General features: G+C 68.7%; 10 protein-coding genes. 8 read left to right on the forward strand and 2 right to left on the reverse strand.

The features are described 5' to 3' along the window. The first annotated feature begins 4 nt into the window (after positions 1-4). The 4 genes from speB to AJAP_RS25450 all read left to right on the forward strand — a co-directional run bounded on the left by speB (position 5) and on the right by AJAP_RS25450 (position 5,530). On the forward strand, positions 5-958 hold the full coding sequence (gene speB / locus AJAP_RS25435; protein ID WP_038515765.1) for an agmatinase: 954 nt from the start codon (positions 5-7) through the stop codon (positions 956-958). Beyond that, positions 955-2,604 (forward strand): thiamine pyrophosphate-binding protein, encoded by a 1,650-nt coding sequence (locus tag AJAP_RS25440; protein ID WP_038515767.1) that lies wholly within the window; start codon positions 955-957, stop codon positions 2,602-2,604. The genes speB and AJAP_RS25440 overlap by 4 nt, the downstream gene beginning before the upstream one ends. Beyond that, entirely contained in the window at positions 2,601-4,007 is a 1,407-nt protein-coding gene (locus AJAP_RS25445; RefSeq protein WP_038515769.1) for an aminobutyraldehyde dehydrogenase, read from the forward strand. The genes AJAP_RS25440 and AJAP_RS25445 overlap by 4 nt, the downstream gene beginning before the upstream one ends. A gap of 80 nt (positions 4,008-4,087) precedes the next feature. Continuing rightward, positions 4,088-5,530: a purine-cytosine permease family protein gene (locus AJAP_RS25450; protein WP_038515771.1), complete on the forward strand. Its 1,443-nt coding sequence runs from the start codon at positions 4,088-4,090 to the stop codon at positions 5,528-5,530. Here AJAP_RS25450 and AJAP_RS25455 read toward each other — a convergent pair. Beyond that, on the reverse strand, positions 5,527-6,342 hold the full coding sequence (locus AJAP_RS25455) for an oxidoreductase (RefSeq protein ID WP_038515773.1): 816 nt from the start codon (positions 6,340-6,342) through the stop codon (positions 5,527-5,529). The genes AJAP_RS25450 and AJAP_RS25455 overlap by 4 nt on opposite strands. A 91-nt stretch (positions 6,343-6,433) precedes the next feature. Here AJAP_RS25455 and AJAP_RS25460 point away from each other — a divergent pair, with 91 nt between their 5' ends. After that, a complete protein-coding gene (locus AJAP_RS25460; protein WP_038515776.1) occupies positions 6,434-6,961 on the forward strand; it encodes a TetR/AcrR family transcriptional regulator in 528 nt (175 codons plus the stop codon). Between the two features lie 483 nt (positions 6,962-7,444). On the opposite strand, the gene dxs is transcribed toward AJAP_RS25460, so the two are convergent. After that, entirely contained in the window at positions 7,445-9,349 is a 1,905-nt protein-coding gene (gene dxs / locus AJAP_RS25470) for a 1-deoxy-D-xylulose-5-phosphate synthase (RefSeq protein ID WP_038515780.1), read from the reverse strand. Positions 9,350-9,565: 216 nt separating this feature from the next. Between dxs and AJAP_RS25475 the strand changes: the two genes are divergently transcribed. The 3 genes from AJAP_RS25475 to AJAP_RS25485 are packed head-to-tail and all read left to right on the forward strand — an operon-like array spanning position 9,566 to position 14,128. After that, entirely contained in the window at positions 9,566-11,050 is a 1,485-nt protein-coding gene (locus AJAP_RS25475; protein WP_038515782.1) for an aldehyde dehydrogenase family protein, read from the forward strand. Between the two features lie 16 nt (positions 11,051-11,066). Then, a complete protein-coding gene (locus AJAP_RS25480; RefSeq protein ID WP_038515784.1) occupies positions 11,067-12,578 on the forward strand; it encodes an APC family permease in 1,512 nt (503 codons plus the stop codon). Further along, a complete protein-coding gene (locus AJAP_RS25485) occupies positions 12,575-14,128 on the forward strand; it encodes a GMC family oxidoreductase (protein WP_038515787.1) in 1,554 nt (517 codons plus the stop codon). Before AJAP_RS25480 ends, AJAP_RS25485 begins: the two co-directional genes overlap by 4 nt. Positions 14,129-14,259 lie beyond the last annotated feature (131 nt).

Here is a 14,259-nt window from a genome sequence, read left to right on the forward strand (position 1 = left end):
CACAGTGCCTGAGCAGAACCCGATCGGACCCGTCGACTCTTCGAGGGTGCCCCGGTTCGCCGGTTTCGCGACCTTCGCGAGGCTTCCGCGGATCGATCAGGTCGAGCGCGCCGACGTCGCCGTCGTCGGGGTGCCGTTCGACGCCGGGGTGTCCTACCGCCCCGGCGCGCGCTTCGGCCCCTCCGCGCTCCGTGAGGCCAGCCGGCTCCTTCGCCCGTACCACCCGGAACTCGACGTTTCCCCGTTCGCCGAAACGCAGGTGGTCGACGCCGGTGACATCGCGCTCAACCCGTTCAACATCGGCGAGGCGATCGAAACGCTGCAGAGCGAGGCCGAGGCGCTCACCGCGGACGGGACACGGCTGGTGACCGTCGGCGGCGACCACACGATCGCGTTGCCGCTGCTGCGGGCGGCGGCGAAGAAGCACGGACCGGTGGCGCTGCTGCACTTCGACGCGCACCTCGACACCTGGGACACCTACTTCGGCGAGCCGTACACCCACGGCACCCCGTTCCGGCGGGCGTCCGAGGAAGGCATCCTCGACACCGAAGCGCTGTCCCACGTCGGCACGCGCGGCCCGCTGTACGGCAAGCGGGATCTGGAAGAGGACCGCCGCCTCGGATTCGGCATCGTCACCTCGGGCGACGTCATGCGCCGCGGGGTCGCCGAGACCGTCGACGCGCTGCGCCAGCGCATCGGCGGCCGCCCGCTCTACATCTCGGTCGACATCGACGTGCTCGACCCGGCGCACGCGCCCGGCACCGGCACTCCCGAAGCGGGCGGTATGACCAGCCGCGAACTGCTGGAGATCCTGCGCGGGCTGCGGGACTGCAACCTCGTCGGAGCCGATGTGGTGGAGCTGGCCCCGGCCTACGATCATGCCGAGATCACCGCCATCGCGGCTTCCCACGTCGCCTACGACCTGGTGAGCCTGCTCAGTTTGGGGAAGAGCGCATGACACAACGCATCGGCGGCGACATCGTCGTCGAAACCCTCCACGCGCTCGGCGCGGACACCGTGTTCGGCCTGCCGGGCCAGCACGCGCTCGGTCTGTTCGAAGCGTTGCGGCGCACGGACGACCTGCGCGTCGTCAGTTCGCGGGTGGAGAACAACCTGGCGTTCGCGGCCGACGGGCACGCCCGCGCCCGGCTCGCGGCGGATCCCGAAGGCCCGGTCCCGGTGACGCCGATGATCGTGTCGACCGGCCCCGGCGCGCTGCTGACTTTGGCCTCACTGCAGGAATCGCGGGCGGCGTCGGTCCCGGTGCTCGGGATCTCCAGCCAGATCCCGGTCGCCGGGCTCGGCGGCGGACGGCACGGCTATCTGCACGAACTGCCCGATCAGCAGGCCAGTTTCCGCGATGTCGTGAAGTCGGTGCACGTGGTGCGCACCGTCGGCCAGATCCCGACGGCGCTGCGCGAGGCGTGGGAATCGGCGGCGACCGCGCCCTACGGTCCGGTGTGGGTCGAGATCCCGCAGGACATCCTGCTGGCGCCGACGGACCTGCCGCGGATCACGTCCGTGACCGCGCGGCCCGCTCCGCTCGCGCCGTTGCCGGAGCTCGTCACCGAAGCGGCGAAACTCCTTGGCGCGGCAGAGAATCCGGTGATCCTCGCCGGTGGTGGCGCGTTGCGTTCGGGCGCGCACGCGGAACTGAAGGCGCTCGCGGAGGCACTGCGCGCACCGGTGCTGTCGACGTTCGGCGGCAAGGGCGTCTTCGGCTGGGACCACGAGCTGTCGGGGCAGTCGTGGCTGGAGGACTGGCACAGCACCGAATTCCTGTCCGCCGCGGATGTGCTGCTGGTGCTGGGTTCCGGCCTCGGCGAGCTGTCCAGCAACTACCGTGAGTTCGCCCCGCGCGGCCGGGTGATCCAGGTCGAGGCCGATCTCGGGAAGCTGGAGTCGAACTACCCGGCGCTGGGTATCCACGCCGACGTCCGCCTAGCCCTGCAAGGACTTCTGGAGCAGGTTCCGTTCCGGCAATCAGACGGCGCCGCCGAAAAGGCGGTGACGGAACTGCTGACGAAGGTGCGTGAACGCCTCGACGGCCAGTCCCTCGAAGCCGAGCGCAAGCTCATCGACGACATCCGCGCGGCGATCCCCGAAGGCACCCAGACGTTCTGGGACATGACGATCGCGGCCTACTGGGCCTGGTCGGCGTGGAATCCCGAGGGCGCGCCGATCCACACCGCGCAGGGCGCGGGCGGGCTCGGCTACGGCCTGCCCGGCGCGCTCGGCGGTGCCGCCGCGACCGGCGGCCCGGCGCTCGCGGTCTCCGGCGACGGCGGCGCGATGTACGGCATCGCGGAACTGGCCACGGCGGTCCAGCACGGGCTGGACGTCACCTGGCTCATCGTCGACGACGGCGGTTACGGCATCCTGCGCGAGTACCTGACCGGCGCGTTCGGGCAGTCCACCGCCACCGAACTCGCCCGCCCCGATTTCGCCGCGCTGGCGAAGTCCTTCGGCGTCGGCGCGATCGTGTCCTCTTTGGACACCGTCGGGAAGGACCTCGCCGACGCGCTGGCCACACCGGGCCCGTCCGTGGTCGTCCTGCCCGCCCTGCTCAAGATGTTCGAGCCGACCCACCTGGAGAAGAAATGACTCAGGTCCTCAATTTCGTCGATGGCGCCGAGGTACCGGCGTCGGGCTCGCGGACGCTCGACCTGGTGAATCCCGCCACCGGCGAGGTCTTCGACACCAGCGTCCTTTCGGAACAGTCCGATGTGGACGCCGCGCTGGCCGCCGCCGAACGGGCGTTCAAGGTGTGGCGCAAGAGCACGCCCGCCCAGCGTCAGCTCGCGCTGCTGAAGATCGCCGACGCGCTGGAATCCCGCGCGGAGGAGTTCGCCGAGCTCGAAATCCGGGAGACCGGCAAGATCCGCGCCGTCGTCCTGGACGAGGAGATCCCGGAGTGCGTCAGCGCGCTGCGGTTCTTCGCCGGTGCGGCGCGGCAGCTCGAAGGCACCGCGTCCGGGGAGTACCTGCCCGGGCACACGTCGGCGATCCGCCGGGAGCCGGTCGGCGTCTGCGCGCAGATCGCGCCGTGGAACTACCCGCTGATGATGGGTGTCTGGAAGATCGCCCCGGCCTTGGCGGCGGGCAACACCGTCGTGCTGAAACCCGCGGAGACCACGCCGTCGACGGCCGTGCTGCTGGCGAAGGTCGCGGCGGAGTTCCTGCCGCAGGGCGCTTTCAACGTGCTGTGCGGCGACCGCGACACCGGCCGCGCGCTGGTGAAGCACCCGATCACCGAGCTGGTGTCGATCACCGGGTCGACCCGCGCCGGGATCGACGTCGCCACCGTCGCGGCGGCCGACCTCAAGCGCACGCACCTCGAACTCGGCGGCAACGCGCCGCTGCTGGTCTTCGGCGACGTGAACCTCGCCGAAGCGGCCGAGGGCATCGTCGGCGCGGCGTTCTACAACGCCGGGCAGGACTGCACGGCGGGCAGCCGGGTGCTGGTGGACGCGGCGATCCACGACGAGTTCGTCGCGGAGCTGACCAAGGCCGCCGCCGCGCAGACCCCGGGCGAGGACTTCGGCCCGCTCAACAGCGAGGCGCAGTTCGGGCGGGTCCGCGGGCTCGTCGAGCGGCTGCCCTCGCACGCTCGCGTGGAGACCGGCGGCACTCCCGCCGGCGACCGCGGTTTCTTCTTCTCCCCCACCGTGGTCTCGGGCCTGAAGCAGGACGACGAGATCGTGCAGGAGGAGATCTTCGGCCCGGTGATCACCGTTCAGTCCTTTGTGGACGAGGACGAGGCGGTACGCCTGGCCAACGGCGTCCCCTACGGGCTGGCGTCGTCGATCTGGACCAACGACCTGTCACGCGCGACCCGCGTTTCGGGCGAACTCGACTTCGGCTGCGTCTGGGTCAACACCCACGGGCCGCTGGTCTCGGAAATGCCCCATGGCGGCTTCGGGCACTCGGGCCACGGAAAGGACCTCTCGTCCTACTCCTTCGCCGAGTACACCCGCGTGAAGCACGTCATGACCCGCTTCGCCTGATCGCGTTTCGTCCTCTGAACGCGGTACTTGCGTGTGCAAGGACCGCATTCAGAGGACTAAACGCATAGCTGGAGGTCCCCATGGGTGACAAGGTCACCGAAGTCGAGCAGCACGGCATCGCGCCGATCCCGCCGGAGGAACAGACCTCGCGTCCGCGCGACCTGTTCCGGATGGCGTTCGGCGGCGCCAACACCTTCGCCACCATCATCCTCGGGACCCTCCCGATCGCCTTCGGGCTGAGCTTCCGGGCGGCGGTGGCGGCCACCATCGCGGGCGTGGTCGTCGGCGCGCTGGTGCTCTCGCCGATGTCGTTGTTCGGCCCGCTCACCCGGACCAACAACGCGGTCTCCTCCGGCGCGCATTTCGGCGTCGTCGGCCGCTGTGTCGGCTCCTTCCTCTCGTTGCTGACGGCGATCACCTTCTTCGCCATCTCGGTCTGGGTGAGCGGCGACGCCGTCGCCGGTGCGGCACAACGGCTTTTCGGCTTCGACGGCGGCGAAGTGCTCCGCGGCGTCGCGTACGGCGTCATCGCGATCGCCACGCTGGTGGTGTGCATCTACGGCTACCGGTTCATGCTGCTGGTGAACCGGGTCGCCGTGGTGCTGGGCACGGCGATCATGCTGCTCGGCATCGTGGCCTACGGCGGCACGTTCGACCCCGGGTTCGCCGGCACGGGCACCTACGCGCTCGGCGACTTCTGGCCGACGTGGATCCTGGCCGCGCTCACCACGATGGCGAACCCGATCTCGTTCGGCGCCTTCCTCGGCGACTGGACGCGCTACATCCCGGCGCGGCACAGCCGCCGTTCCCTGCTGGCCGCGCCGTTCCTGGCGCAGGTGGCGACGTTGCTGCCGTTCGGGTTCGGCATCGCCACCGCGACCCTGGTCGCGGATCCGGCCGACTACATCACCGGCCTGACCGCGATCTCCCCGCTCTGGTACGCGATCCCGCTGATCGTCGTCGCGCTGATCGGCGGGCTGTCCACCGGTACGACGTCGCTCTACGGGACCGGGCTGGACTTCAGCTCGATCTTCGTGAAGCTGAGCCGGGTGCAGGCGACGCTGCTGATCGGCTCGCTCAGTGTCGTGTTCATCTTCGTCGGCAATTTCGTGCTGGACATGGTGTCCAGCATCAACGCCTTCGCCACGCTGATCGTGCTGTGCACGTCTCCGTGGATGGTGATCATGATGATCGGTTTCGTGCTGCGGCGCGGGTTCTACGACCCGGACGACCTCCAGGTGTTCAACCAGGGCCGCAAGGGCGGGCGCTACTGGTTCACCCGCGGGGTGAACTGGCGCGCGATGGCCGCGTGGATCCCGGCGACGACGCTGGGCCTGCTGACGGCCAACACCCCGATGATCGCCGGGCCGTTCAAGGACATCGCGGGCGGCGTCGACATCAGCATGGTGGTGACGCTGTGCACGGCGGCGATCGCGTATCCCGTGCTGGTGAAGCTCTTCCCCGAGCCGCGGGAGGTCTACTCGTACGCGGAACCGGTCGCGGAACCGGCCGTCGCGGTCTAGGCGAAGCGGCGCAGCGCCCCGAGGAACAACGCGTCGAAGGCGCGGTCCGGGAGCACCCGGCGCACGAACAGGATCGGCTTCGCCCCGAAACCGGCGGCGTAGCGGGTCTTCGGGCGCCGGGCCCGGACGGCCTTCACGATGACGTCGGCGATCACCTTGGGATGGGAACCGCGCGCGGCCTGGTCGAAGAACTTCGCCAGCGCCTTTGCTTGCGGCGCGTACGCGGTGTCACCCGAGGTCTTCATCAGGTTCTCGATGGCGATGCCGCCCCATTCGGTCTTGATGGCGCCGGGTTCGACCACCACGACGTCGATGCCGAACGGCTTGAGCTCCAGCCGCAGTGAGTCGCTGAGTCCTTCGACCGCGAACTTCGTCGAGTGGTACCAGCCGCCGAGCGGTTCGTAGATCTTGCCGCCGATCGACGAGATGTTCACGATCTTGCCGGAGCCCTGGGCCCGCATCTGTGGCGTGGTCAGCTGGACGAGCCGCGCGAGCCCGAACAGGTTGACCTCGAACTGGTACTTCCCCTCCGAGAGCGGCACGTCCTCGAAGGCGCCGTACGAGCCGTAGCCCGCGTTGTTGACCAAGACGTCGATGCGGCCGGACTCCTCGATGATCCGCTCGATACCCGCGACCATCGACGCGTCGTCGGTGACGTCCATCGCGAGGACCTTGACCCCGCGCTCGGCGAGACCCGCCATCCGCTCGACGCGCCTCGCGGCGCCGTAGACCGTGTAGCCCGCGTCCTTCAGCGCCAGCGCCGTGGCTTCGCCGATCCCCGCGGAGGCTCCCGTGACCAGTGCGACCTTCATGTCCATCTCCTAACTAACCAGTTGGTTGCCAATTCAGGTTGCCACGCGGCCGGGCTGGCTGTCAACCAACCAGTTAGTTAGACTGGGTCACATGGTCAGGGACAAGGAAGCGACCAAGCGGAAACTGCTGGACGCGGCGACGACGGAGTTCGCGACGTACGGCATCGCCGGCGCCAGGGTGGATCGCATCGCGAAGAACGCGGGCGCGAACAAGGCGCTGATCTACGCCTATTTCTGCAGCAAGGAAGAGCTTTTCGACAAGGTCGTGGAGGAGCAGGTGGACCTCGCCATCCGAACCCTCACGATCACGCCCGAGGACCTGCCCGGCTACGCGGGCAGGCTGTTCGACCGCTACCTCGAGCACCCCCAGCTCCTGCGGCTCATGGGCTGGCTGCGCCTGGAGAACGGCTTCGACGCGGCGCCCGAGGCCGAGGTCCGGGCGCACGCCGACAAGGTCGCCGCGATCCAGGCTGCGCAACGGGCGGGCACCGTGCCGGACCATTTCGACGCCGAGGAACTGCTGAGCCTCGTCGTGCACCTGTCGATCCTCGGGTTCTCCTCCCCCACCGCGACGCGCGACCTCGTGGTGCGGGCGGTCGGGCGGATCGTGGGCGCCTGAGCCGGGCTTTCGCGCGACCGCCGGGTATGCGGCGGTGAACTCCCGGGGGATGCGTAGCGCGTGCCATGAAAGGTCCTTTCCTTGCAAAATTTGCAAGGAAAGGACCTTTCATGGCGCGCTTCTCAGCGGCGCGTGTCCTCCGGCGCCGGAGTCCGGCTCGCCAGCCTGGGCTCGATCAGTGGGGTCGTGAGTGGCGACTTGTGTTCTAGCCCGAATCTCCACCCACGAGCCGCGCCCCGCCACGCCACTGCCACGCTCGCTCGCTCACAGCTGCAGTACGTGAAGGCCCCCTTCATCGCGTCTAGCGCAGTGAAGGGGGCCTTCATGTACTGAGGGAAGGCGTGAAGGCCTCCTTCCCTACCTTCAGGGTAGGCAAGGAGGCCTTCACGGACTTGCGATCAACTGCCACCCACATTCAGTAGGTACCTAAGACAGCTTTGGCTCTGACCCGAATCGCCACTCACGACCGTCGACGCGCCGGGCTCAGCGGCGCGTGTCCTCCGGCGCCGGAGTCCGGCTCGCCAGCTTCGCCGACCACTCGGTCACCCGTCGCGCCACGTCCTGCGCGGTGAGACCGACGCGGGCCAGCACCTCTTCGCGCGAACCGTGGTCGTGGAACACCTGCGGCACCGCGAGATCCCGCAGCGGCACGTCGCATTCGGCGTCGCGGAACAGCGCGGCCAGCGCGGAGCCGAAGCCACCGTGCCGCCCGCTGTCCTCGACGGTCACGACGAGCTTGTGCTGCTCGGCCAGCGCGACCAGTTCGGCCGGGGCCGGGACGACCCAGCGCGGGTCCACCACGGTCACGCCGATGCCCTGGTCGGCCAGGCGGTCCGCGGCGGCGAGCCCGAGCATCGCGAACGCGCCCACCGCGACGAGCAGGACGTCGGCGTCGCCGTCGGGTTTGCGCAGCACGTCCACCGTGCCGACGCGTTCCACGGCGGGCACCGAGTCGATCACGCCGCCCTTCGAGAACCGCAGCGCCGTCGGCCCGTCCTCGACCGCGACGGCCTCCCGCAGCTCCTCGCGGAGCGTGCCGGCGTCACGCGGAGCGGCGACCCGCATCCCGGGCACCATGCCCAGCAGCGAAAGGTCCCACATGCCGTGGTGGCTGGGGCCGTCCGGACCGGTGATACCCGCGCGGTCCAGCACCAGCGTCACCGGCTGGCGGTGCAGCGCGACGTCCATCAGGACCTGGTCGAACGCCCGGTTCAAGAAGGTCGAATAGACGGCCACGACGGGGTGCTTGCCACCCATCGCGAGACCGGCGGCCGAGGTCACCGCGTGCTGCTCGGCGATCCCGACGTCGTACCAGCGGTCCGGGTACGCCTCGGCGAACTTGTGCAGCCCGGTCGAGCGCAGCATGGCCGCGGTGATCGCGACGACGTCCTCGCGGTCGGCGCCGATCTTGACCATTTCGTCGGCGAAGACGCCGGTCCAGCTCGGGCCTTTGACCGGCGGCAGGCCGGTTTCCGGGTCGATCGGGTCGGTCTGGTGCATCTGGTCGGCCTGGTTGGTGACCGCCGGCTCGTAGCCGTGGCCCTTCTCGGTGACCACGTGCACGATGACCGCGCCACCGAAGGCACGGGCGCTCTGGAACGCCTTCTCCAGCGCGACGAGGTCGTGCCCGTCGACCGGGCCGAGGTACTTGAGGCCGAGGTCGGAGAACATCATCTGCGGGCTCAGCGCGTCCTTGAGGCCCGCCTTCGCCGCGTGCAGAGCCGCGTAGATCGGCTTGCCGACGACGGGCGTGTGCCGCAGCAGTTCCTTGCCGCGGTCCAGCACGCGCTCGTAGCCCGGCTTGAGCCGCAGCGACGCGAGGTGGTCCGCGACGCCGCCGATGGTCGGCGAGTACGAGCGGCCGTTGTCGTTGATGACGATGACGACCGGGCGGCGCGGGTTCGCGGCGATGTTGTTGAGCGCCTCCCAGCACATGCCGCCGGTCAGCGCGCCGTCGCCGACGACGGCGATCGCGTGCCTGCCGCCGCCTTCGAGTTCGAACGCCTTGGCCAGACCGTCCACATAGGACAACGCGGTCGAGGCGTGGCTGTTCTCGACGAAATCGTGCTCGCTCTCGCAGCGCGCCGGGTAGCCGGTGAGGCCGCCGAGCTGGCGCAGCTTGCCGAAGCCGTCATGACGGCCGGTGACGATCTTGTGCACGTACGCCTGGTGACCGACGTCCCACACGATCGCGTCGTCCGGCGAGTCGAAGACGCGGTGCAGCGCCATGGTCAGCTCGACCACACCCAGGTTCGGGCCGAGGTGACCACCGGCGAGCCGCACCTTCTCGACGAGGAAGTCCCGGATCTCCGCGGCCAGCTCTCCGAGCTGGTCCTGGTTCATCCGCTTCAAGTCGGCCGGTCCGTGCACGGACTCGAGCAACGTCACTCTCCCACCTCGCCTGGTTCCTCTTCCGCCGTTCCGACCAGTCTACGGAGGTCGCCTGAGAGTCTTCCGTCCGCCGCGTCACGGGTCACATGTCAGAAAATCACCACTCGGCACCCAAGGGTGTGAACATGGTCTCTTTTGCCAAGTAGCGGTCACGTCAGGTGGCCGCGATAATCGCTGATCGACGGTTGAGCAAGAGCCGGTTCGGAGGGCTTGATGGCGGACTTTTTCATCGGTGGCGAGTGGGTCGACGCGGTCGGCGGTGGTCGCCGGGAAATCCGCTGCCCCGCTGACGGGTCGCTGGTCGCGGAGGTCGCCGAGGGCACCCGTGAAGACACCGAAGCGGCCATCGCCGCCGCGCGGAAGGCGTTCGACACCGGCCCGTGGCCGCAGACGCCCGCCCCGCAGCGCGGCGACCTGCTGCTGAAGGCCGCCGACCTGCTCGACCGCGACGCCGCCGCCTTCGCCCGCGCCGAATCGCTCGACACCGGGAAACGGCTGGTCGAGAGCGAATACGACATGGCCGACATCGCCGCGTGCCTGCGCTACTTCGGCAAGCTCGCCGCGAACGACGCGGGCCGCGTGGTCGACACCGGCAACCCGGACGCGTTCAGCCGGATCGTGCACGATCCGGTCGGCGTCTGCGGCTTGATCACGCCGTGGAACTACCCGCTCCTGCAGACCATCTGGAAGGTCGCCCCCGCGCTCGCGGCGGGCAACACCTTCGTCCTCAAGCCCAGCGAACTGACCCCGCACACCTCGATCATGCTGATGAAGCTGCTGACCGAGGCCGGCCTCCCCGGCGGCGTCGCGAACCTCGTGCTCGGCGCCGGCGCACAGGCCGGAGCACCGCTCTCGGAGCATCCGGACGTCGACCTCGTGTCGTTCACCGGCGGCCTCGCGACCGGCAAGATCATCGCCGCCTCGGCGGCGGCCACCATCAAGAAGGTCGCGCTGGAGCTGGGCGGCAAGAACCCGAACGTCGTGTTCGCGGACTCGGACTTCGACACCGCCGTCGACTACGCGCTGACCGCGGTGTTCCTGCACTCCGGGCAGGTCTGCTCGGCGGGCGCTCGCCTGATCGTCCAGGAGGAGTGGCACGAGGAGTTCGTCGACGAACTCGTCCGACGCGCCGAACTGATCCGACTGGGTGGACCTTTCGACCCGAAGGCTGAAACCGGTCCGCTGATCTCGGCCGCCCATTTGGAAAAGATCGAACGCTACGTCGCCGCGGCGCTCGAAGAGGGCGCCGTCCTGCGCACCGGCGGCAAACGCCCCGACGATCGCGAACTCGCGAAGGGGCACTACTACCTGCCGACCATCCTCGACAACGTGAAGCAGGGCAGCAGCGCCGTCGTCGACGAATCGTTCGGCCCGGTGCTCACCGTCGAGACCTTCACCGACGAGGACGACGCCGTCCGCATCGCCAACGACACCCACTACGGCCTCGCCGGCGCGGTGTTCACCTCGGACGCCTCCCGCGCGCAGCGGGTCGCGAACCGGCTGCGGCACGGCACGATCTGGATCAACGACTTCCACCCGTACCTGCCGCAGGCGGAATGGGGCGGCTACAAGCAGTCCGGCTTCGGGCGCGAGCTCGGCCCGACCGGGCTCGCCGAGTACACCGAGGCGAAGCACATCTACCAGAACCTCCGGCCCGCACCACAGCGCTGGTTCTCCGGGGAGCCGGCGTCCAACTAAAGAGGGGAAACTGCCGATGAGCAATCCTTCCGACGACGGCTTGGCCGGTTTCGGCTACAAACAGGAACTCGAAAGAACGCTCGGCAATTTCCACACCTTCGCCGCCGGGATCAGCTACATCTCGATCCTGACGGGCACCTTCCAGCTGTTCTACTTCGGCTTCAGCTTCGGCGGGCCGGCGTACTGGTGGTCGTGGCCGATGGTGTTCGTCGGCCAGCTGATGGTGGCGCTGTCGTTCGCCGAACTGGCCGCGCACTATCCGGTCGCCGGGTCGATCTACAACTGGTCGAAACGGCTCGGCAGCCCGCACGTCGCCTGGCTGGCCGGGTGGATGATGCTCACCGCGTCGATCGTCAGCATCGCCGCCGTCGCGCTCGCGTACCAGATCACGCTCCCCCAGATCTCGTCGTTCTTCTCCTTCTCCGGCGACAGCGCGGTGAACGCGGTCATCCTCGGCACGGCGCTGATCGTGTTCACGACGCTGGTGAACGCCTGGGGCGTCAAACTCATGGCGCGGATCAACAGCGCCGGCGTGTTCATCGAACTGATCGCCGCGGTCCTGCTGATCGTCGCGCTCGCGGTGAACATCACCCGGGGCCCGGAAGTCGTCATGGAGACCAACAACACCGGCGCCGACCAGCCGTGGGGGTACTTCGGGGCGTTCTTGGTCGCTTCGCTCGCGTCGACCTACGTCATGTACGGCTTCGACACCGCCAGTTCGCTCGGCGAGGAGTCGCACGACCCTCGCAAGAACGCGCCCAAGGCGATCCTGCGCGCGCTGATCGCGTCGTTCGTCATCGGCGGGCTGATCCTCATCCTCGCGCTGATGGCCGTGGGCGACATCAACAACCCGGAGATCGCGACCGGCGGCCTGCAGTTCATCGTGCTCGACGTCCTCGGGAGCACGATCGGCACGATCTTCCTGCTGGCGGTCGTCATCGCCATCACCGTGTGCAACCTGGCCGTGCAGTCGGCGGCAATCCGGATGATGTTCGCGATGGGCCGCGACAACAACCTGCCCGCCGGGAAGCACCTGGCCCGGGTGTCGCCGAAGACGAAGACGCCGGTGATCCCCGCGATCGTGTCCGGCGTGATCGCCGTGCTGATCCTGGTGGTCAACGTCGGCCAGCCGCAGATCTTCACGGTGATCACCAGTATCGGCATCATCATGATCTATCTGGCGTATCTGCTGGTCACCGTCCCGATGCTGGTCAAGCGCTTCCGCGGGCAGTGGCCGCCGCCGAAGGTGGAGGGCACCAAGTACTTCTCGCTCGGCAAACTGGGGCTGCCGGTCAACATCCTCGGCGTGCTGTGGGGCGGCGCGATCGTGGTGAACCTGGCCTGGCCGCGGCGCGAGGTCTACAACGCGACCGAGCCGTATCACTGGTACCTCGAATGGGGGGCCGTGCTGTTCGTCGGCGCGGTGGCGGTCGTCGGTTTCGCGTATTACTGGTTCGTCCTGCGGCACAAGAGCGGCGTCCTGGCCGATCACGCCGCGGAAGTACATCCCGAGGAGGCAGCACAGTGACCGGAGAGTTCGACTACATCGTCGTCGGCGGCGGGACGGCGGGTTCGGTGGTCGCGGCGAGACTCTCGGAAGATCCGGACGTCACCGTGGCACTCCTGGAAGCCGGACCGTCCGATGTGGACGATCCGGCGGTGCTGGAGCTGACCAAGTGGATGGCGCTGCTGGAATCCGGCTACGACTGGGACTACCTGGTGGAGCCGCAGGAATCCGGCAACTCGTTCCTGCGCCACGCCCGCGCGCGGGTGCTCGGCGGCTGCTCGTCGCACAACTCGTGCATCGCGTTCTGGGCGCCGGCGGAAGACCTCGACGAATGGTCGTCACTCGGCCTGCCCGGCTGGTCCTCGAAGGACATCTTCCCGCTGTACCAACGCCTTGAGACCAACGACGGCCCCGGCGACCACCACGGCCGCTCGGGCCCGGTGACCATCCGCTCGGTGCCGCCGAACGACCCGACCGGTGTCGCGCTGCTGCAGGCGTGCGAGCAGGCGGGGATCCCGAGGACGGAGTTCAACTCGGGCGAGACCGTGACGCACGGGGCGAACTGGTTCCAGATCAACGCACGCGAAGACGGCACGCGGTCGTCGGCCTCGGTGTCGTACCTGCACCCGATCATCGGCAAGCGGCCGAATCTGGAGATCATCACCGGCGCCCGCGTCCGGCGGCTGCTGTTCGACGGCAAACGCTGCACCGGCGCGGAATACCTGGCCGACGACCTGATCCACGGCGTCCAGCTGCGCGCGCGGCGTGAGGTGATCCTGTCTTCGGGCGCGATCGACACCCCGAAACTCCTGATGCTGTCCGGGATCGGCCCCGCTTCCCATTTGCGCGAGGTCGGTGTGGACGTGCTGGTGGACTCCCCCGGCGTCGGCGAGAACCTGCAGGATCACCCCGAAGGCGTCATCCAGTGGGACGCTCTGCAGCCGATGACGACCGAATCCACTCAATGGTGGGAGATCGGCATCTTCACCACCACGGAGGAAGGCCTCGACCGGCCGGACCTGATGTTCCACTACGGCTCGGTGCCGTTCGACATGAACACCCTCCGGCAGGGCTATCCCACCACGGAGAACGGCTTCTGCCTGACCCCGAACGTCACGCGTTCGCGGTCGACCGGGACCGTGCGGCTGCGCAGCCGCGACTACCGGGACAAGCCGAAGGTGGACCCGCGGTACTTCACCGACGAGCACGACATGCGCGTGATGACCTACGGCATCAAACTGGCGCGCAAGATCGCCGAGCAGCCCGCGCTGGACGAATGGGCGGGCACGGAACTGGCGCCCGGCAAGGACGTCAAGACCGACGACGAGATCGCGGACTACCTGCGCAAGACGCACAACACGGTCTATCACCCGTCGTGCACCGCGAAAATGGGCGGCGACGGGGACCCGATGGCCGTACTGGACGCCCGGCTGCGCGTGCGCGGCGTCGAGGGCCTGCGGGTCGCCGACGGCTCGGCGATGCCGTTCCTGGTCGCGGTGAACCCGTGCATCACGACGATGGCGATCGGTGAGAAGTGCGCGGACCTGCTGAAGGAGGACGCGCGCTCCTAGGACTCGCTCGTCCGGCCCCCTGGCTTCGGTCAGGGGGCCTTCTTCTTGCCGGAAAACCGGTGGAGCGGCCGACGGCGGGCCATTACCGTGCTGCCGGACCACGTCGCCGAGCCGAGGGCCTGCCGTTGTAC

The sequence above is a fragment of the Amycolatopsis japonica genome (assembly GCF_000732925.1).
GTDB lineage: Bacteria > Actinomycetota > Actinomycetes > Mycobacteriales > Pseudonocardiaceae > Amycolatopsis > Amycolatopsis japonica.